The sequence below is a fragment of the Sphingomonas sp. genome, assembly GCF_036387595.1.
In the GTDB taxonomy this organism is placed as follows: Bacteria; Pseudomonadota; Alphaproteobacteria; order Sphingomonadales; family Sphingomonadaceae; genus Sphingomonas.
This window is the reverse complement of record NZ_DASVTL010000095.1, coordinates 1-19,873: the sequence shown is the minus strand read 5'-3', so window position 1 is coordinate 19,873 and position 19,873 is coordinate 1. Positions and strand designations below refer to the sequence as shown.

The 19,873-nt window shown below is 66.9% G+C and carries 20 protein-coding genes; 14 read left to right on the top strand and 6 right to left on the bottom strand.

The window, feature by feature from the left end; genetic code table 11:
* Window positions 1–204 precede the first annotated feature (204 nt).
* The 10 genes from VF643_RS10980 to VF643_RS10935 all read left to right on the top strand — a co-directional run bounded on the left by VF643_RS10980 (window position 205) and on the right by VF643_RS10935 (window position 11,138).
* Window positions 205–1,440: an efflux RND transporter periplasmic adaptor subunit gene (locus VF643_RS10980; RefSeq protein WP_331043431.1), complete on the top strand. Its 1,236-nt coding sequence runs from the start codon at window positions 205–207 to the stop codon at window positions 1,438–1,440.
* Window positions 1,441–1,446: 6 nt separating this feature from the next.
* Window positions 1,447–4,689 carry a multidrug efflux RND transporter permease subunit gene (locus VF643_RS10975; RefSeq protein ID WP_331043430.1) on the top strand — a complete coding sequence of 1,081 codons (3,243 nt, stop codon included), beginning with the start codon at window positions 1,447–1,449 and terminating at the stop codon, window positions 4,687–4,689.
* The gene (locus tag VF643_RS10970) at window positions 4,686–6,248 is read left to right on the top strand and encodes an efflux transporter outer membrane subunit (protein ID WP_331043429.1); all 1,563 of its coding nucleotides are present in this window, start codon (window positions 4,686–4,688) and stop codon (window positions 6,246–6,248) included. The genes VF643_RS10975 and VF643_RS10970 overlap by 4 nt, the downstream gene beginning before the upstream one ends.
* Window positions 6,249–6,290: 42 nt before the next feature.
* Complete coding sequence (locus VF643_RS10965) at window positions 6,291–6,644, top strand: hypothetical protein (protein WP_331043428.1); 354 nt, start codon at window positions 6,291–6,293, stop codon at window positions 6,642–6,644.
* Window positions 6,645–6,648: 4 nt separating this feature from the next.
* Complete coding sequence (locus VF643_RS10960) at window positions 6,649–7,716, top strand: alpha/beta fold hydrolase (RefSeq protein ID WP_331043427.1); 1,068 nt, start codon at window positions 6,649–6,651, stop codon at window positions 7,714–7,716.
* Window positions 7,713–8,249, top strand: coding sequence for a GNAT family N-acetyltransferase (locus VF643_RS10955; protein WP_331043426.1), 537 nt, complete (start codon window positions 7,713–7,715; stop codon window positions 8,247–8,249). Before VF643_RS10960 ends, VF643_RS10955 begins: the two co-directional genes overlap by 4 nt.
* Before the next feature lie 52 nt (window positions 8,250–8,301).
* Window positions 8,302–9,090, top strand: a complete 789-nt coding sequence (locus tag VF643_RS10950) for an esterase/lipase family protein (RefSeq protein WP_331043425.1) — start codon at window positions 8,302–8,304, stop codon at window positions 9,088–9,090.
* Window positions 9,091–9,158: 68 nt separating this feature from the next.
* Window positions 9,159–9,887: an SIMPL domain-containing protein gene (locus VF643_RS10945; protein ID WP_331043424.1), complete on the top strand. Its 729-nt coding sequence runs from the start codon at window positions 9,159–9,161 to the stop codon at window positions 9,885–9,887.
* 32 nt (window positions 9,888–9,919) lie between these two features.
* Window positions 9,920–10,063: a hypothetical protein gene (locus VF643_RS10940; protein WP_331043423.1), complete on the top strand. Its 144-nt coding sequence runs from the start codon at window positions 9,920–9,922 to the stop codon at window positions 10,061–10,063.
* 373 nt (window positions 10,064–10,436) lie between these two features.
* Window positions 10,437–11,138 (top strand): NAD-dependent deacylase, encoded by a 702-nt coding sequence (locus VF643_RS10935; protein ID WP_331043422.1) that lies wholly within the window; start codon window positions 10,437–10,439, stop codon window positions 11,136–11,138.
* 24 nt (window positions 11,139–11,162) lie between these two features.
* On the opposite strand, the gene arfB is transcribed toward VF643_RS10935, so the two are convergent.
* Window positions 11,163–11,558, bottom strand: a complete 396-nt coding sequence (gene arfB, locus VF643_RS10930) for an alternative ribosome rescue aminoacyl-tRNA hydrolase ArfB (RefSeq protein ID WP_414713850.1) — start codon at window positions 11,556–11,558, stop codon at window positions 11,163–11,165.
* Window positions 11,558–12,205 (bottom strand): RNA pseudouridine synthase, encoded by a 648-nt coding sequence (locus tag VF643_RS10925; protein ID WP_331043420.1) that lies wholly within the window; start codon window positions 12,203–12,205, stop codon window positions 11,558–11,560. The genes arfB and VF643_RS10925 overlap by 1 nt, the downstream gene beginning before the upstream one ends.
* Before the next feature lie 30 nt (window positions 12,206–12,235).
* On the opposite strand from VF643_RS10925, the gene VF643_RS10920 reads away from it, so the two are divergent.
* Window positions 12,236–12,967: a M15 family metallopeptidase gene (locus tag VF643_RS10920; RefSeq protein ID WP_331043419.1), complete on the top strand. Its 732-nt coding sequence runs from the start codon at window positions 12,236–12,238 to the stop codon at window positions 12,965–12,967.
* 76 nt (window positions 12,968–13,043) lie between these two features.
* On the opposite strand, the gene wrbA is transcribed toward VF643_RS10920, so the two are convergent.
* The gene (gene wrbA, locus VF643_RS10915) at window positions 13,044–13,646 is read right to left on the bottom strand and encodes an NAD(P)H:quinone oxidoreductase (RefSeq protein ID WP_331043418.1); all 603 of its coding nucleotides are present in this window, start codon (window positions 13,644–13,646) and stop codon (window positions 13,044–13,046) included.
* A 23-nt stretch (window positions 13,647–13,669) separates the two neighbouring features.
* Window positions 13,670–14,389, bottom strand: a complete 720-nt coding sequence (locus tag VF643_RS10910; RefSeq protein ID WP_331043417.1) for a pirin family protein — start codon at window positions 14,387–14,389, stop codon at window positions 13,670–13,672.
* Between the two features lie 118 nt (window positions 14,390–14,507).
* On the opposite strand from VF643_RS10910, the gene VF643_RS10905 reads away from it, so the two are divergent.
* Both VF643_RS10905 and ctrA read left to right on the top strand, forming a co-directional pair.
* Window positions 14,508–15,419 (top strand): LysR family transcriptional regulator, encoded by a 912-nt coding sequence (locus VF643_RS10905; RefSeq protein ID WP_331043416.1) that lies wholly within the window; start codon window positions 14,508–14,510, stop codon window positions 15,417–15,419.
* Window positions 15,420–15,581: 162 nt separating this feature from the next.
* Entirely contained in the window at window positions 15,582–16,295 is a 714-nt protein-coding gene (gene ctrA / locus VF643_RS10900) for a response regulator transcription factor CtrA (RefSeq protein WP_331043415.1), read from the top strand.
* Window positions 16,296–16,358: 63 nt separating this feature from the next.
* On the opposite strand, the gene VF643_RS10895 is transcribed toward ctrA, so the two are convergent.
* Window positions 16,359–18,002: an amidohydrolase gene (locus VF643_RS10895; protein WP_331043485.1), complete on the bottom strand. Its 1,644-nt coding sequence runs from the start codon at window positions 18,000–18,002 to the stop codon at window positions 16,359–16,361.
* A gap of 17 nt (window positions 18,003–18,019) precedes the next feature.
* The gene (locus VF643_RS10890; protein WP_331043484.1) at window positions 18,020–18,862 is read right to left on the bottom strand and encodes an NAD(P)-dependent oxidoreductase; all 843 of its coding nucleotides are present in this window, start codon (window positions 18,860–18,862) and stop codon (window positions 18,020–18,022) included.
* A 58-nt stretch (window positions 18,863–18,920) separates the two neighbouring features.
* Here VF643_RS10890 and VF643_RS10885 point away from each other — a divergent pair.
* A partial coding sequence (locus tag VF643_RS10885; protein ID WP_331043414.1) for a threonine ammonia-lyase occupies window positions 18,921–19,873 on the top strand: 953 nt, incomplete at its 3' end.

Genomic DNA, 19,873 nt, shown 5'->3' with positions numbered 1-19,873 from the left:
GCGCCGAGCGTTCCAGTCGCGTAACGAGCATTGCGCTGGCTCTGCGACGATCGAAGCGGTGTCGTTCCACGAAATACGTCAACAATGCGGACCCTTCCGCGCCAGGCCGCGTTCGCAACCGCACAATTTCCTTTGGGTCAGGTCTGTTCACGCACTGCGTTTTCAGGCATCCCGAGCCCAACTCACGCAAACGGGTAAACGCCTTTGGTCAAGACGGGTAGGGTCGCGCTGGGTGCCGTGTTGCTGCCCGCGCTGTTGAGCGTAACGGCTTGCGGCGGCGGCGACAGCAGCGGCCAGGAAAAGAGCAAGGGCGGGCCGGGAGGCCCGGCACGCACACCGACCGTCGGCTTCGTCGTCGTGCAGCCAACCACCGCGGCGATCACCACCGAATTGGCAGCACGCACCAGCGCGTTCGAGCGTTCGGACGTGCGCCCGCAGGTGAGCGGGTTGATCCGCAAGCGGCTGTTCGTCGAGGGATCACTCGTCCGCGCAGGCCAACCCCTCTACGAGATCGACCCGCGCCTGTATCGTGCGGCAGCCAACGAAGCGCAGGCGAATCTGCAAAGCGCGCGCGCCAATGCCGAGGCGACGCAGATCCTGGCCCAGCGCTACAAGCCGCTTGCCGACCAGCAGGCGATCAGCCGCCAGGATTATACCAACGCGGTCGCCTCTGCCCGTCAGGCGCAGGCCTCCGTGGCGCAGACCGGCGCGGCGCTGGAGACCGCGCGGATCACGCTGAAGTTCACGACCGTACCCGCGCCCATCACCGGGCGGATCGGACGGTCGTTGTTCACCGTCGGTGCGCTGGTCTCCGCGACCCAGGCCGATCCGCTGGCGCAGATCCAGCGGCTCGATCCGATGTTCGTCGATATTCCGCAATCGAGCGCAGACATGCTGAGCCTGCGCCGGATGCTGGGAAGCCAGGACGGCATCGTCGCGACGCGCGCGGTCGTGCGGCTGAAGCTGGAGGATGGTAGCGATTACGGGCGGACGGGGTCGGTGGAGTTTTCGGAAGCGCTGGTGAACGTGGAGACGGGCACCGTCACGCTGCGCGCGCGCTTTCCGAATCCACAAGGGGTACTGCTGCCGGGCATGTTCGTGCGCGCCAGCTTCTCGCAGGCGCTCAACACGCGTGCTTTCCTGGTGCCGCAGCAGGCGGTGTCGCGCGATCCCAAGGGCAATGCGACCGTGATGGTCGTTGGTCCCGGCGACAAGGCGGTGCAGAAAACGATCCGCGCCGAGCGGACGCAGGGCGCGTTCTGGGTGGTGACTGAGGGCCTGAGCGCGGGCGATCGCGTCATCACGCAGGGCCTGGCGCAGGTGAAACCAGGTCAGGCTGTCAAGCCGGTGGCCGCCAGTTCGCCGCAGCGCGTCGTCCCGCCGACACCCGAGCAGATGAAGCAGCAGGGCCAGGGCAAGCAGCAAGCGGGCGGGCGCTGAGCCGCCATGATGAGCCGCATCTTCATCGACCGTCCCATCTTCGCCTGGGTGCTGGCTATCATCGTCATGCTAGGCGGCGTCGGCGCCATCATGACTCTGCCGATCGCGCAATATCCCGATGTCGCGCCGCCGCAGGTATCGGTGCGCGCAAACTTCCCCGGCGCGTCGGCACAAACGCTGCAGAATTCGGTCACCCAGGTTATCGAGCAGACGCTGGCCGGGATCGACGGCCTGCTGTACTTCACCTCCTCCTCCTCCAGCCGCGGGCAGGTGACGATCACGGCGACGTTCGAGAAGGGCACCGATCCCGACATCGCCCAGGTTCAGGTGCAGAACCAGGTCCAGCAGGCGACCGCGCGCCTGCCGCAGCAGGTGCAGCAGCAGGGGCTGACCGTCCGCAAGTCCAATCCCGACAATCTCCTGATCGTCGGCGTCTATGACGAGACCGACAAGCTGACCAACATGGACGTGTCGGACTATCTCGTCTCCAACCTCCAGGATCCGCTAGGACGAGTGCCCGGCGTCGGCGACAGCAACGTGTTCGGATCGCAATATGCGATGCGTATCTGGCTCAATCCCGAGCGCCTGGCCAGCTATCAGCTGATACCGTCCGACGTCATCGCGGCGATCCAGGCGCAGAATGCCGAGGTCGCGGCGGGCGAGATCGGCGGCCTGCCGACGCCGGTGACGCAGATGCTCAACGCGACCGTGACCGCCCAGTCCCGGTTGCAGACGCCCGAGCAGTTCCGCGAGATCATCGTCAAGACGCTCAGCAGCGGCGCCACCGTGCGGCTGTCGGACGTCGCGCGGATCGAATTGGGTGCCGAGAGCTATGCCGCGCGTAGCCGGATCAACCGTCACCCAGGGGCCGGCATCGCCGTGCTTGCGGCACCCGGCGCCGATGCGCTGAAGACGGCCGAACTGGTTAAGGCCGAAGTGGCCCGGATTTCAAAGGGGTTCCCGCCGGGGCTCAAGGTCGCCTACGCCAACGACACGACCGCCTTCATCAAGCTGTCGATCGAAGAGGTCGTCAAGACGCTGATCGAGGCGGTGATCCTGGTCGTGATCGTGATGTTCGTGTTCCTGCAAAGCTGGCGCGCGACGCTGATCCCGACGATCGCGGTGCCGGTGGTGCTGCTCGGCACGTTCGCGGTATTCAGCCTTGCCGGGTTCACGATCAACACGCTGACCCTGTTCGGGTTGGTGCTGGCGATCGGATTGCTGGTCGATGACGCGATCGTCGTCGTCGAGAATGTCGAGCGGCTGATGGAGGAAGATCCCGAACTTTCGCCGCGCGATGCGACTATCAAGTCGATGGACGAGATCTCGGTGGCGCTGGTCGCGATCGCGCTGGTGCTGTCGGCGGTGTTCCTGCCGATGGCTTTCTTCGGTGGATCAACGGGCGTCATCTATCGCCAATTCTCGATCACGATCGTCTCGGCAATGGTCCTGTCGGTGCTCGTCGCACTGATCCTGACGCCGGCGCTGACCTCGCATCTGCTGAAGCGCAAGAGCGACGAGCCAACGGGCGGCGGGTGGATGAAGCGGCGCTTCCCCAAAGTGGCCTCGGGCTATCAGACCGCCAAGGACAAGTTCAATTCGGGGTTCGAGAAGACGACCAGCGGCTACATCACCGTCACGAAGAAGGTGGTGGCGCGCAAGTGGCTGTTCGTGCTCATCTATCTGGGCACCGTCGCGCTGCTCGCGCTATTGTTCCTGCGTTTGCCGACCGGGTTCCTGCCGACCGAGGACCAAGGGAGCGCCATCGTCCAGTTCCGCCTGCCCGCAGGCGCGACGCAGGGGCGGACGCTGGAGGTGCAACGGCAGGTGGAGAATTACTTCGCGCAGAATGAGGGGGAGAACACGTCCGTTCTCTTCACCGTCGCGGGCGGTGGCGGCGGCGGGGCTAGCGGGCAGAACACCGGCCAGGGGTTCCTGAACTTCGTCGACTGGGCCGAGCGCAAGGGCAAGGAGAATGGCGCCGACGCGATCACCGCACGCGCATCCGGGGCGTTCCGCGGTATCCGCGATGCCCAGGTTTTCGCGCTGATCCCGCCCGCGGTTCGGGGATTGGGGCAGTCGGACGGCTTCACGATGGAGTTGCAGAACCTGAGCGGCATGAGCCAGGCGGATTTCGGCGCCGCGCGCGACAAGCTGCTCGCCGCTGCCAACGCCGATCCGCTGCTAGCCGGGGTGCGGCTGAGCGAACTGCCCGACATCGCGACCTTGCAGGTCAACATGGACCAGCAGAAGCTGGCTGCACTGGGGCTGACGCAGGCAAACGTCAACGCGACGCTCTCCACCGCGCTCGGCGGTCAATATGTCAACGACTTCATCGACCGCGGCCGCGTCAAGCGGGTCTTTGTCCAGGGCGATGCCGAATATCGGGCCCAGCCAGACGACCTGAAGCAATGGTTCGTCCGGGGATCGAGCGGCCAGATGGTCCCCTTCTCCTCCTTCTCCACGATCAGCTGGGGACAGGCACCGACGACGCTCTCGCGCTTCAACGGCATACCGTCGTTCGAATTCCAAGGCGCGGCGGCGGCGGGCAAGAGCTCGGGCGACGCGATGGCGCGGATGGCCGAACTGGCCGGGCAGATCCCAGGCACCGGGGTCGCGTGGGCGGGCCTGTCGTATCAGGAGCGGCTGTCGTCGGGGCAGGCGCCGGTCCTCTACGGCCTTTCGATCCTCGTCGTGTTCCTGTGCCTGGCGGCGCTTTACGAGAGCTGGTCGATCCCGGTCGCGGTGCTGCTCATCATTCCGCTGGGGCTGATCGGCGCCGTCGCGTTCGTGACGCTGCGCGGGCTTACCAACGACGTCTATCTCCAGATCGGACTGCTGACGACGATGGGGCTGGCGTCGAAGAATGCGATCCTGATGATCGAATTCGCCGAACAGGCCGAGCGACAGGGCAAGCGGGTGATCGACGCCGCGCTGGAGGCGGCGCGCATCCGCCTGCGGCCCATTCTGATGACCAGCTTCGCGTTTATCTTCGGCGTTCTGCCGCTCGCGATCTCGACGGGTGCGGGTGCCAACAGCCGGATCGCGATCGGCACCGCGGTGATCGGCGGCATGCTGACCGCGACGGTGCTGGCGATCTTCTACATCCCGCTGTTCTTCGTGCTCGTCCGCCGCGGGGTGCGCGACGGGATCGCCAAGTTGCGCGGACGGCCGACCGGCCACCAGGAACGTCCGCGCGGTGACGGCGAGCCGGAGACGATCGCGCCACGGCGGCCGGAGCCGGCATGATGCGCGCCTCGATCCTGCTCGCCGCCGCGGTGGGCGGATGCTCGCTCGCACCCAAATACGTCCGTCCGGAATTGCCGGTGCCGACGTCCTGGCCCACCGGCGATGCCTATTTGCGCCAGTCGGAGGCGGCGCTGCCGTCGATCACGTACCGCGACGTGTTCCGCGATCCGCGGCTGCAGGCGATCATCGACCAGGCGCTGGTCAACAACCGCGACCTAGGGATCGCGGTCGCGAACATCGCGTCGGCGCGCGCGCGATATCGCATCCAGCGCGCCGATCTGTTCCCGCAGCTGGATGCGAGCGGGCGTTACAGCTATTCGAGCGGCGGCGGTGGCTCGCGCAGCACAGCCGCGACTGGCGGAACGGGTACGGGCACAGGCACAGGCACAGGCACCGGCAGCACTGGGACGGGAACCGGAACGACCACCGGCGGCACCGGAACGACCGGCACGATCGTCACTTCGTCGTCGTCGAACAGCGCCTTTTCGGTCGATCTGGGCGCCACCGCGTTCGAACTGGATCTGTTCGGCCGGGTGCGGTCGCTGACGGGCGCGGCGCTCGACCGTTATTTCGCGACCGAGGCGGCAGCGCGCGCGACCCGGCTCACCTTGGTGGGAGACATCGCCGACGCGTGGTTTACCTATGCCGCCGATCGCAGCCTGCTGAAGATCGCGCAGGACACCGCCACCAGCGCCGAGCGCAGCGTGCGGCTCACCCGGCTGCGGTTGGAGGGAGGGATCGCGCCGCGCACCGACCTGCGCCAGGCCGAGCAGGTGCTGGCGACCGCGCAAGCGAACATCGCCGAGCAGCAGACCGCGCTGGCGCAGGACGTCAACGCACTGCAATCCCTGGTCGGCGCTCCGGTGACCGCGAACTTGCTGCCGATGTCGCTGGAAAGCGTGACGGGCACCGTCGCAGCGCTCCCGGCGGGGCTGGATTCGGGCATCCTGCTGCGCCGGCCCGATGTAGTCGAGGCCGAATATACGTTGCGCGCAGCCAATGCCGAGATCGGCGCCGCACGCGCCGAGCTGTTTCCGCGCGTCTCGTTGACCGGCCTGGTCGGGTTCGCCAGCACCGCACTGACGTCGCTCTTTTCGGGCGGCGCGTTCAATTATTCGGTGGCGCCCAACGTCAGCCTGCCGATCTTCCGCGCCGGCGCCGGGCGTGCCGGGGTCGCTTTTTCGCAGGCACAGCGCGATGCGGCGCTCGCCACCTACGAACGCACGATCCAGATCGCGTTCCAGGAGACCGCCGACGCCTTGGCGCGCGAGGGCACGATCGCGGCGCAGTTGGCGGCCACCGAGCGCTTCGGCGCGGCGGCGCTCGACACGTTCCAGCTGACCCAGGCACGATACCTGGGGGGAATCGACACCTTCCTCTCCAGCCTGGATGCACAGCGCTCGCTCTACACGGCGCAACGGACGCTGGTGACGACGCGGCTCGTCGGAGCGCAGAACCGGGTGACGCTCTACCGCGTGCTCGGCGGCGATGCGGCGCTGGAAGTGACGCCGGCCGGGCCGCGGCCGGTGTCGCCTGACGGAACACCACGTACCGAATAGCCTCGACTTGACGCGCGGTTCGCGGCGGTGAAGGATGCCGCCATGACGAACGATCCAGCGGCATTCTTTCGGGAAATGCTGGGACAATGGGAGAAGATGGCCAACAGCTTCGGCGGCGGCACGCTGAAGTCGGAGGCGTTCACGCGTTCGCTCCACGGCGCCAATGCCGCTGCGATGGCGATGCAGGCCGCGATCGCCCCGGCGATGGACAAGGCGCTGGCTTCGACCAACCTGCCCAGTCGCAGCGATCTTGCAGACCTGTCGGCACGCGTGGGGAGAATGGAGGCATCGCTCGAGCGGATCGAGGCCATGCTGTCGTCGTCGAGCGGGGCTGCGCCCGGCCGGGTCGGGCCGAGACCCAGGCGCACCCGCCAAGCGCCAACGGCATCCGGCTGACCGGATGGCAAGTGCGCCCGACCTGTTCGCCACGGCGCAGGCGCAATTCCAGCGCGCCTTCACCCGCAGCCTGAAGGGGCTGGGGTATATCGCCAGCCCCGGTCCGGCGCTGGGATGCACGCCCAAGGACGTGCTGATCGAGCGTGGCACCATGCGGCTGTCGCGCTATCGCCCGCGCACCGACGAAGTGTACCGGGTGCCGCTGCTGCTGGTCATGGCGACGACCAACCGCGGCTATATCTTCGACATGGTGCCGGGCCAGAGCCTGGTCGAATATCTGCTCGATGCCGGGTTCGACGTGTTCATGCTCGACTGGCACCCCCCGCGTCCCGACGAGCGATCGCTGACTCTGGAGAGCTACATCCTGGATTTCCTCCCCGCGGCAGTCGCGCGGGTGTCTGCGGAGACGGGCGAGCCGGACATCAGCGTGATCGGCTATTGCTTCGGCGGGGTGCTGTCGCTGCTCTGGGCGGCGTTGGAGGGTCGGGAGCGCCTGGCCAATCTGGTGACCTTCACCACGCCAGTCGATTTTCGCGCGATGGAGATGTTCCAGGCCTGGGCCGATCCGCGCTTCTTCGACGTCGATCGGCTGGTGGATACTTTGGGCAACTGTCCGGGCGAGTATCTCTACACCGCCTTTGACATGCTGCGACCAGGTGCGCGGGTCGCGGGGAAGATACGGCTTTATGACAAGCTGTGGGACGATGAGTTCGTGAAATCGTTCCGCATGTTCGATCGCTGGGCCAGCGACGTGCTGCCGCTGGCGGGTGAGTATTTCCGCCAGACGACCCGCGCGCTCATGTGGGAGAACCGGCTGCTCCACGGCACGATGACCGTGGGTGGGCGCGCCGTCCAGATGGGCAAGATCACCGCCCCGTTCCTGCACGTCGCGGCGGAGCACGACCATATCGTGCCGTCCGCTGCCTCCGCGCCGCTGATCGGCATGGTTGGGTCGGCCGACAAGGAGGAAGTGGTGCTCAAGGGCGGTCACGTCAGTCTGGTTGCAGGCGGCAATGCGATCCGGCGGCTTTGGCCAAAGCTCGCACATTGGCTGGGGACGAGATCGACATGACCGAACACACGATCCGCGGCTTCGTGGGCAGCGACGAGGCCGGGATGCTGGCATTCGCGCACGCGCTGCCGGAACACGACCTGCTGTTCCTCGGGCGCGACCTGCGCCACCCGCGCGTCGTGGCGGCCTGGCTGGCGGCGATCGCGGAAGGTTGGATCGATAGCGTGGTGGCGGAGTGCGAGGGGGCCATCGTCGGCACCGCCGCGGTCGTCCGCGATCCGCTGGGGTGGAGCGGGCATGTCGGCGAGGTACGGCTGCTCGTTTCGGCCGAGCGCCGCGGCGCGGGTCTGGGGCGCGACTTGTTGGAAGCTACCTTCGCCATCGCGGGGCAGCGTGGATTGTCGAAGCTGACCGCGCGGATGACCCCCGATCAGACCGGATCGATCGCGCTGTTCGAAAGCCTCGGCTTTCGTGCCGAGGCGTTGCTCAGGGACCAGGTGCGCGACGGGAACGGCCAACTTCACGACCTGGCAATCCTCAGCCACGACGCGGGCGCGGCGGCGGCGCGGCGGCAGGCGATCGGACTGGAATGAACCAAGCGGTGCCGCCACGCATTTAGTGCAGGATTTGCAGGAGAATTGTTTCATGGCCACCGCGCATCGCGACGCCGTATCGCCGCCGTCCAAGTTTCTCGCACTGACGGAACTTCCGCGCGCCATGGCGGAAATGGCATCGCTGCCGTTCGCGTCGCCACTGCTGGCATCCGCGCCGCGCGGCGATGGTCATCCGGTGCTGGTGCTGCCGGGCTTTGCCACGAGCGATGCATCGACTGCGGTGCTGCGCCGGTTCCTGACGCAGATGGGTTATGACGCGCATACATGGGATCTCGGCCGCAACCTGGGCCACAAGGCGATCGGGCGCGAGGGTGAGAAGCTGGTTGCCCGGCTCCGCGCGATCCACGAGGCGACCGGACAGAAGGTCAGCCTGGTGGGCTGGAGCCTCGGCGGGGTGATGGCGCGGCTGGTGTCGCACCGTGCGCCGGAAGCGGTGCGACAGGTGATCTCGCTCGGATCGCCATTCGGCGGCAGCCCGCGCACCACGAACGTCTGGCGTGCCTATGAATGGCTGACCGGCGACAAGGTAGACGACGCCCACACCGTCCGGCAGCTGAACGATCATGCAGGGCCGCCTCCCGTCCCCTCCACCGCGATCTGGAGCCGTGCAGACGGCATCGTCGCCTGGCAGACATGCAAGGAGCGGCCATCCGACACCACCGACAATATCGAAGTGCGCGGCAGCCACTGCGGACTGGGGGTCAACCCTTCGGTCCTGTATGCGGTCGCGGACAGGCTTGCGCAGGCCGATGACGGGTGGGCACCGTTCAAGCGCGATGGGCTTAAAGCATGGGTGTACCCCTCCGCGGGGCATGCCTGAGCAAAGATCATCACCTGGAAGGCCGATCGCTCCCTACCGATCACGCCCATGCCCGAGTGGAAAACAGCATGATGATCGCCAAGCCTCTCGCCGCCGCGGGCCTGGCTGTCCTCGCCGGCTGCAGCCCTGCCGCACCGGACCCGCGCGGTGTCCATCGCGCCGAAACCCTGCTGACCGTTACAGGAACCGGTCGCGCGGAAGCTGCTCCCGACCAAGCGCTGTTCACCGCTGGGCTGTCGAGCATCGCGCCGAGCGCGGAAGCGGCAAGCGCGCGCAACGCGGAAACTATGAACCGAATCACCGCCTCGCTCGCCAGGCTGGGGATACCAACGCGTGATATCCAGACGCGCAACCTGTCGGTAAACCGGATCGACTACGGCCCCAATCGCGGCCGGTATGAGGCCGGGAACATTGTCGCCGTGCGGGTCCGCAACACGGCCCGCGCGGGGCAGGCAGTCGCCGCGGTCACGGCCGCCGGTGCGAACATCGTGTCCGGCCCCAACCTGTCGGTCGCCGATCCCGAAAAGGCGAGCCTGGGTGCCTACGGCATCGCCTACAAGGCGGCGCGCGCCAAGGCGGAAGCCTATGCCGGCGCTGCCGGCCTCCGCGTCGCGCGGGTACTCTCGATCCGTGATGGCGGCGAAGGTGGTTACATGCCGCAGATGGGAGACATGGACGCCCGCATGGTCGCGCCGGCACCCGTCGTCCAGACAACGGCGCCCCCGCCACCGGTGTTGGCGGGAACGAACGCCAGCGTGGTGACGGTGCGAGTGGATTTCGCGTTGCAGGCACGCTGATGGCGGGGCCGCTCATCGGCAGGCGTCACCCAGTGAGCTGGCGATCCGCGCTCATCGTGGCCGTGGTGATGCTGTTGGCCGGCAACGCCTGGCTCAACGAAATCTTCGGCTATGGCGAGATCCCGACCGACATCCCCGTTCCTGCTGTTCAGCCTGACAACTGCCACGTCCAGTAAGCCACATTCAGCAACCATAACCCGGCTGTGAGACGGCGGGCATGGCGACGTTCAAGCACGTGACCCGAAGGTAAGCGGAATGCCGCTTGTTCCAAACCCATCGCGTCAATGCGACTTGAGGCAGTGTGACGTATGTTATGCCAAAGAGGCGGACAAGCCATGTGGGAATAGTCAGCAAGTTCGTGAGGACAAGCATCAGCACCACATAAGCGGCGTAAGTGATAACGACTGCGCAGCCGATGATCGGTGCATAGCTATCGAACTCGGCAGTATCGACGGGCTCGCTGCCTTCCGGCATGCGGGGTAGGCTCGGCAGGACGGTTGCTCCGCTTGGCGCATAGCCATCGCCGCGCGTTCATCCTATCTGGCGCGCATGCGTGGCATCGGCAACATCGTGATCCTCACCGGAGCGGGGATTTCCGCGGAATCGGGAATAGCGACCTTCCGGGGACCGGGCGGTTTATGGGAGGGGCAGCGCGTGGAGGATGTGTGCACGCCCGAGGCTTTGGCGGATGATCCTGTGCTGGTGCATCGCTTCTATGATGCGCGGCGGGCGGCCTTGGCGGGGGTCATTCCCAATGCGGGGCATGTCGCGCTCGCGCGGCTGGATGCGGTGTGGCCGGGCGAGCTGCTGATCGTGACGCAGAACGTCGATGACTTGCACGAGCGTGCCGGCGCCCGGCGCCTGTTGCATATGCACGGGGAACTCAATTCGGCCTTGTGCGCGGGGTGCGGCGCGAGTGCCGCCTGGGCAGGGGCGCTGCCGCCGGGAACGGTGTGTGGAGCGTGCGGCACGCCGTCGTTGCGGCCGGACATCGTGTTCTTCGGCGAAATGCCCTACGCCATGGACAGGATAGAAGCGGCTCTGGCCCAGGCTGATCTGTTCGTTTCCATCGGCACATCGGGCGCAGTGTACCCGGCGGCTGGGTTCGTGCAGGTGGCGGCGCGTGCCGGCGCAGCCACGTTGGAGATCAACCTGGAGCCGTCCGCCGGCAGCGATTTCTTTGCGGAAAGCCGGTTCGGGCCGGCCGGTGTTCTGGTTCCGGCATGGGTGGAGGAGATGCTGGACGGCTGATGTGCGGTGCCCCACCGGCGTCGATCAATCCGGTGTGATGCGACCGCGTCCGGCCTTCACCACCGCGCGTCCCTTCTTGTCGTCCACCCGCCGTGCCTTGGCGGCCCGCGACGGCTTCGTCTTCACCCGCCGCGCCGCACGCTCCTCGGCCTTTTCGAGCAATTCGGCCAGCCGCTCGCGTGCGTCGGCGCGATTGCCCTCCTGACTACGGTAACGCCGCGCCGTCAGCACCAATACGCCGCCCGAAGTCAGCTTTGATCCGGCGAGCAGCTTGAGGCGCCGATACGTCTCTGGATGCAGCCCCAGCGCGAAGATGTCGACGCGCAGCTGGCATGCGGTTGCGACCTTGTTGACGTTCTGCCCGCCCGGTCCCGTCGCGGCGAGGAAGCGTTCCTCGATCGCGGAATCGGGCACCGCGATCACGGGAAGCCTGCCGCGGTAAAGCGTTCGGGGATCGGCGCCTCGGCTTCGATCGCAGGCTTGGCGCCACGCCGGACGATAAGTTTGGCGGCATGCAGCATCATGCCGCACGTGTCCGCTCTGCCATATACCGGGTCGCCGACCACCGCCACGCCCAGCCCGGTGGCGGCATGAACGCGGATCTGGTGCGTGCGTCCCGTTTCCGGCACGAAGGCCACGAGCGCGCGACCGTCCTTGACCGCCAGAAGTTCCCAGCCGGTACGCGACGCCTTGCCCTTCGGGTCCGCGATCATCCGCCAGCCGCTCTCCACGGTGCTGGTCTTGGACAGCGCGAGGTCGATCATCCCGCTTTCGCCCAGCGGTACGCCGTCCAACACCGCCAGGTAACGCTTCTCGACATCGCCCTTTTCGAACGCCTGCTGCAACCGCGCATGCGCCTTCGGATTGCGCGACAGCAGCAGGCACCCGCTGGTGTCGCGGTCGAGCCGGTGCACCGCCTGCGGCCAGCGCTGAAATCCAAAGCGCAGTGAATCGAGGTGATTCTCCAGACTGAGCGATCCATCGCGCGGCGGATCGACGGGCAGCCCGGCAGGCTTGTCGATCACCAGGGCCTCGCCATCCAGAAATAGTACATGGTCACCGTGCATACCAACCGCCTTGCCACCCATCGCGCCGCCATGCCAGAGGTTCGCGCGATGCCCCACGCGCCGATCATCCTTGCCTTGCTGGCTATGGTACAGGCACCCGCCGGAGATGGTCGCGTACTCGGCCATTTCGGTTACGGTGATATTCCGTCCGAGGAATTGGCCGACGCGCCAGACGGCTTCGCGCTTGGAACGTGTCGCGTGCGGCGCGAGGTCATTGCGGATCTCCAACGCCTGCTCGATGCGGCACGTTCAGATCCGGCGACCGGCGGCACGTTGCGCGGGCTGTCATGCCATCGCAGCATCGCGCGTCAGACCGGCGTGTTCGCACGGGGCGGCCAGGGCGATCCCGGTGATCGTGCGATCTCGGTCGCGCCGCCCGGGCATAGTGAGCATACCACCGGATTCGCGATCGACTTCGCGGTCCGCCCTGCGGGGGAGTGCCCCGATGCGGAAGCGTGCATGGCGACGACGGCACCCGCGCGCTGGCTCATCGCGAACGCCACGCGTTTCGGCTTCGAACAATCGTTCCCCGCCGGCAACAAGCAAGGCGTGAAGTGGGAGCCGTGGCACTGGCGCTGGGTCGGCGCCTCCCCCGACGCACCCGGCGCGGCGCGGGCGCGCTTCGTCTTTGCGGCAGCGCGAGCGCGTTTTCCCGCGGCGCCAAAGGTAGCGGAGCCGTTGGTAATCCGGGTGCTCAGTCAGCCGCCGGTGCCGGTCACGCCCGCCCCGCCGTCGACCAGGAAGATCGAGCGTAAGCGATAGCTCCCGCACTTGCCCTTCCGGGATAAATCGACATCTGCCGCCAGGGCATTGGGGGCAGGGACGAGTAGGTCATCGTTTATCCCAGTAGCTTCGCCGCGGTCTGCGCGATCCGCTTGCCCTGATAGCGCGCGCCGGCCAGCTCCTCGGCATGCGGCTGGCGGCTGCCGTCGCCGCCCGAGATCGTCGTGGCACCATATGGCGATCCGCCAAGCACCTCATCCACCCCCATCTGCGCTTGGAAACCGTAATCAAGGCCGACGATGGTCATGCCGAGATGCAGCAGGTTGGTGATGATCGAGAACAGCGTGGTCTCCTGCCCGCCATGCTGGGACGCCGTCGAGGTGAAGGCACCGCCGACCTTACCGTTCAGCGCCCCGCGCGCCCAAAGCCCGCCAGTGGTGTCGAGGAACGCCGCGATTTGGCTTGGCATGCGGCCGTAACGCGTGGGTGCGCCGATTATGATCGCGTCGTAAGCGACCAACGCTTCCGGCCCTTCGATGACGGCGTGCGGGCTATCGGTTTTGAAATGTGCCGCCTGCACGACCGCATCGGGCGCGGTTTCCGCGACGCGTCGGATATGGACCTCGGCACCGTCTTCACGCGCGCCTTCGGCCATGGCTTCGGCCATCTGTTCGATGTGCCCGTAGGATGAGTAATAGAGAACGAGAACCTTGGTCATGAACAACTTCCTTGGGAATGGGATCAGGCAGCATCGACGAGGACGATCTCCGCCTCGTCCGTTGCGGTGATCGTATAGGTCCGGCCGCCGGTAAGCGCGGCGCCGTCACGCGCGGCCACAGGCTCGCCGTCTATCGCTATCGCGCCGGTTGCCGGCACGAGATACGCGTGGCGCCCCTCATCCACCGCATGCGTAACCGTCTCGCCGGCCGCCAGCGTCACCGCCAGCACGCGAGCGTCAGCCCGGATCGGCAGTGCTTCGGTATCGTCGGCAAATCCGCTCGCCAGAACGGTGAACCGGCCCGAGCGGTCGGCTTTGGGAAAAGGCTTTGCGCCCCAACTCGGGCTGCCGCCCTTACGCGCCGGTTCGATCCAGATCTGGAACAGCGTCGTCGTCTGGGATTCGAGATTATATTCGGCGTGTCGCACGCCGGTGCCCGCGCTCATCACCTGAACGTCGCCGGGGCCGGTACGGCCCTCGTTGCCGAGCGAGTCCTTGTGGGTGATCGCGCCCGACCGGACATAGGTGATGATCTCCATGTCGCGGTGCGCATGGGGCGGAAACCCGGAATTGGGCGCGATCGCATCGTCGTTCCACACCCGGATCGCACCCCAGCCCATCCGTGCAGGGTCATGATAGCCGGCGAAGGAGAAATGATGCCGTGCGTCGAGCCAGCCGTGATCGGCATGGCCCAAGGTGGCGAAGTGGCGGCGGTCGATACCGGTCAATATGTCGGTGTTCATGGAAAAGGCGCTCCTCTATTGCCGCCAAAATAGGACGCGCGACTGTCTCGTAAACGGAAACGGTGGAAACCGATCGTTTCATCACTTAGCGTGCTTTGTCGACAGTGAGGATGAAGCGATGCGACTACCCGATCTGGAGGCGTGGGCGATCTTCGCGGCCGTGGTAGAGCATCGCTCGTTCAGCGGCGCGGCGGACGCGATCGGTTTATCGAAGGCGACCGTCTCCAAGGCCGTGGGGCGGCTAGAGGCGCATCTGGGGCAGTCGCTGTTTCATCGCACCTCGCGTCGGCTGGCTCTGACCGAAGCGGGTCGTCCGCTGTCCGAGCATGCTGCGCGGATCGTTGCCGAGGCGCGCGCTGCCGAGGAGGCTGCGCGGGATTCGGCCACAGCGCCTGCCGGCCGCATTCGGCTGGCAGCGCCGATGGCGTTCGGCATCGCCAACGTCGCGCCGCTGGTCGCCGACTTTCTGGTTGCGCATCCCGGGATCGAGATTGACCTGCATCTTACAGATGCGCGCACCGACATCGTCGCTGAAGGGTTCGACGTCGCGCTACGCATTGCCGACCTGCCCGACAGTTCGCTGCGCGCACGCCGATTATGCGGGATCGCGACCCATTTCGTCGCCGCACCATCCTATCTGGCGGTTTACGGCTTGCCGACGCACCCGGGGCAGTTGGGCGAGCATCGGCTCATCGGCTATGCCAATGTTCCCGGTCCCTGGCGCTTTCACGGTCCGGACGGATCGGAGGTTTCGGTTCGCCCGAACGGCCCGCTGTCCGCCAACAGTGGCGATGCGATGTTGCCCACGCTGATCGCGGGTCTGGGCATAGCACGTCTGCCCGGCTTCATCGTTGGGCCGCACCTCGCCTCCGGCGCGCTCGTCGCCATATTGGTCGATTGGACGCCCCAGCCCGTCGGATTGCACCTGATGACGCCGCCCAGCCCCTTGCGACCCGCACGTGTCGAGGCACTCATCGCCTTCCTGGCGGATCGGCTGCGCGATCCCTGCCCTCCCAGCCTTGCTGCTTGATCTGGGCCACGCTTGGCGAGCGATGCAAGAACTACCTTGCGACTCGCTGGATTCGCGTCCTTAACTTCAAATTAACCTTTTGCGTTCAGAGATGCGTTGGTTAATGACATGGGTCCGGTCGCCAGGCAGGGGTGCTAGGCGCAAACGGGGGATAGAGTTCCGATGCGCGTTTTGTTGATCGAAGACGAGCCGACGACCGCCAAGGCGATCGAGCTCATGCTGACGACCGAAGGTTTCAATATCTACACCACGGATTTGGGTGAAGAGGGGTTGGATCTGGGCAAGCTCTACGATTACGATATCATCCTGCTCGATCTCAATTTGCCCGACATGCACGGTTACGACGTTCTGAAGAAGCTGCGCGTCGCACGGGTGGCCACGCCGGTCCTGATCCTGTCTGGGATCAACGAAATGGACAGCAAGGTGCGCAGCTTCGGCTTCGGCGCCGACGATTACGTTACCAAGCCGTTCCACCGTGAAGAACTGGTCGCACGCATCCACGCGGTCGTCCGCCGGTCCAAGGGGCACAGCCAGTCGGTCATCCGGACCGGAAAGCTGTCGGTCAATCTGGACGCCAAGACCGTCGAAGTCGATGGATCGCGCGTCCACCTGACGGGCAAGGAATATGCGATGCTGGAACTGCTGTCGCTGCGCAAGGGCACGACGCTGACCAAGGAAATGTTCCTCAACCACCTCTACGGCGGCATGGACGAGCCCGAACTCAAGATCATTGACGTGTTCATCTGCAAGCTGCGCAAGAAGCTGAGTATGGCGACCGACGGCGACAATTATATCGAGACCGTCTGGGGCCGCGGCTATGTGCTGCGCGATCCGGAGGAAGAGAAGGCGCCAGTGCCGCAGGCTGCATTCGCCTGACGATGCGCCGAGTGCGAAGGGCCGCCGCTTCGAGGGAAGCGGCGGCCTGCGCTTTTCGGCCAGCTATCTCTGCTCCCAGACCTTTTCGCCGCCGACCCAGGTTTCGAGCACCCTCGTCTGGCGCAGCGCCTCCGGGCTGGCGAGCGTCGGGTCCCGGTCGACGATGAGGAAGTCGGCGCGCAGGCCGGGTGTCAAGCCGCCGAACTTCTCCTCCGCAAAGCCGGCATAGGCGGCGTCGCTGGTGAACGCCTTCCAGGCGATGTCGCGCGACACCGCTTCCTCCAGCCGCCATCCGCCGATCGGCTGACCCTGCGCATCGGTGCGGGTGAAGGCGACCGCCCAGTTCACGAACGGCGACGGGCTCTCGACCGGATAGTCGCTGCCGAACGCCAGCCGCGATCCCGCTCGCAGCATCGACGTCCAGGCATAGGCGCCGGCGAGCCGCGTCGGCCCGAGCCGCGCCTCCGCCATCCGCCAGTCGCTACTCTCGTGCACCGGCTGCATCGACGCGATGACACCGTTGCGGCCAAAGCGCGCGATGTCGGCGGGATCGACGATCTGCGCGTGCTCGATCCGCCAGCGCCGGTCGCCGGTGTACGTCGGGGCCAGTTCCTCTATCGCGCCCAGCACCTGCGCGTTGGCGCGATCACCGATCGCGTGGACGGCGAGCTGCCACCCGTCCATCGCGCCGCGGCTCATGAGATTGAGGAGTTGTGCATCGGTGAGGAAGGGAAGGCCGGTGTTGCCCGGCGCGTCGGCGTAGGGCGCCTTGAGCCATGCCCCTCGCGAGCCGAGCGCGCCGTCGGCGTAGAGCTTGATCCCGCCCAGCCGCAGCCGGTCGCCATACAGCCACGGGGTCGGGCCCGTGCCGCCAACCGCAAGCGCGACCTCGACACCGCTCGCATAGCCCATGATCCGCACGCGCAGTGCGCCCGCGTCGCCCATGCGGCGGTAGGTCAGCCAATCCTCGCCGGTGGTCCCCATATCGGCGGTGGCGGTGATCCCCGACGACAGCAGCAGGTCCTGCGCCTTCAGGAACGCGGCGTTGCGGTCGCGCGGGGTCGCCGCCGGGACGTGCTTCTCAATCAGCGCCATCGCCGCGTCGACGAACACGCCGGTCGGGTTGCCGCGGGCGTCCTTCTCGATGCGGCCACCGGCCGGCGTCGGAGTGCGCGCCGTGATCCCGGCCGCGCGCATCGCGGCCGAATTGGCCCAACCGGCATGGCCGTCGGCACGCGACAGCCAGACGGGCTTGCCGGCAACCAGGGTGTCGAGCTCGGCGGCGGTCGGGTAACGGCCGAGCTTCCACACCTCCTGATTCCAGCCGCCGCCGGTCAGCCACGCGCGTGCCCCGTTGGCCGCGGCATAGGCGGCGATCCGCGCCCCCGCGTCAGCGAGCGAAGTCGTGCCGGACAGGTCGAGGCTGAGCGCACGAAAGCCGAGGTCCATCACGTGCCCGTGCGCATCGATCATGCCCGGGATCATCACCCGCCCGCGCATGTCGGCGCGCCAGTCGAGGCGGTCGGGGCGCTTCTCGTCACGACGCAGCAGGCGCACGACCTTGCCATCAGGCGTCAGCAGCAGTCCGGTGAAGCGAACGACGCGGCCCTCACGGTCGAGCGCGACGCCCTCGACATTATCGACGAGCGCGTCCGCGAGGGCGGGGGCCGGGAGAAGAGCGATCAGCGCCCCCAGGACAGCCGTCATCGGACGTAGAAAAACACTCACTTCGCGATCCTCCGCACGAGCGCGCTCGTATCCTGCCGTGCGCCGCCCATCGCCTGCACCTCGGCATACCAGCCGTCGACCAGCGCCGTAATCTCGAGCGACGCGCCGTTCGCGCGCGCCTCGTCGAGCGCCAGCCCCAAATCCTTGCGCATCCAGTCGATCGCGAAGCCGAAGTCGAAACGATCCTCGCTCATCGACGGCCAGCGATTGACCATCTGCCAGCTCTGCGCGGCCCCACCCGACACCGCCTCGAATACCTTGTCGAGGTTCAGGCCGCTGCGCTGGGCGAAGCGAAGGGCCTCGGACAGTCCGGCAAGGACGCCAGCGATCGCGATCTGATTGACCATCTTGGTCTGCTGCCCGGCGCCGGGCGCGCCCACATGGACGATGCGCGCCGCATAAGCCTCCATGATCGGGTGGGCCGCGGCCATCGCCGCGTCGGTGCCGCCGCACATGATCGACAGCGTGCCGTTCTCCGCGCCTGCCTGGCCGCCCGAGACCGGGGCGTCGATGACAAGCGCTCGCGAGGCGGCCAGCTCGCGCGCGATCCCGGCCGATACCGTGGTGTGGTCGATGAACACCGCATCCTCCCGCATGGCGGCAAAGGCGCCATCGACCCCGAGCGTGACCGCGCGCAGGTCGTCGTCGTTGCCGACGCAAGTGACGACCGCGTCCCTGTCGCGCGCGGCTTCGGCCGGGGTCGCGGCGACCGGCAGCCCCGTCGCCTCCGCCTTGCCGCGCGTGCGGTTGTAGACGGTGACGTCATGCCCTGCGGCGGTCAGGTGCCGGACCATCGGCGCCCCCATCACGCCGATCCCGATGAATGCGATGCTTGCCATGGTCTCGCGATAAGCGGCATTCCCCCGCCACGCCAGATGCTCTACGCCGACGAGCAATATGGCCACCGCACCCGCTCGCCCGCCCGTCTCGCTGCCCGTAACCGTCGCCGACGTGCGCACAGCGGCGGTGCGGATCGCCGGATCGGTGGTGCGCACCCCCACGCTGATCAGCCGGACGCTGAGTGACTTGACCGGTGCGACCGTCTACCTGAAGTTCGAGAACCTGCAGTTCACCGCCGCCTACAAGGAACGCGGCGCGCTCAACACGCTGCTGCAGCTTGAGCCCGCGGCGCAGGCCAAGGGCGTGATCGCGGCGTCGGCGGGCAATCATGCGCAGGGGCTGGCCTATCACGGCAGCCGACTTGGTATCCCCGTCACCATCGTCATGCCGACCTTCACGCCGACGGTGAAGGTGATGCAGACGCAGGGGCACGGCGCCACCGTCATCCTCCACGGCGAGACCTTCGACGCGGCCTACGCGCACGCCCGCGAGCTCGAGGGTGAGCGCGGGCTGACGTTCGTCCACCCGTTCGATGACGCGCGGATCATCGCCGGGCAGGGCACCGTCGCGCTCGAGATGCTCGAAGACGCGCCGGAGATCGACACGCTGGTCGTGCCGATCGGCGGGGGTGGGCTGATCTCGGGCATGGCGACGGTCGCGCGGGCGGGCGACCGCGAGATCAACATCGTCGGAGTGCAGGCCGAGCTCTTCCCGTCGATGTACAATGTCATGCGGGGCACCCAGCTCGCGTGCGGGGGCGACACGCTGGCCGAGGGCATCGCCGTGAAGGAGCCCGGCGTGATCACCCGCGGGATGATCGAGGCGCTGGTCGACGACGTGGTGCTGGTCAACGAGCGTCGATTGGAGGAGGCGCTGTCGCTGCTGCTCCAGATCGAGAAGACAGTGGTCGAGGGGGCGGGGGCCGCGGGCCTGGCCGCGCTGCTTGCGTTCCGTGACCGCTTCCGGGGGCGGACGGTGGGCATCGTGCTGTGCGGCGGCAATATCGACAC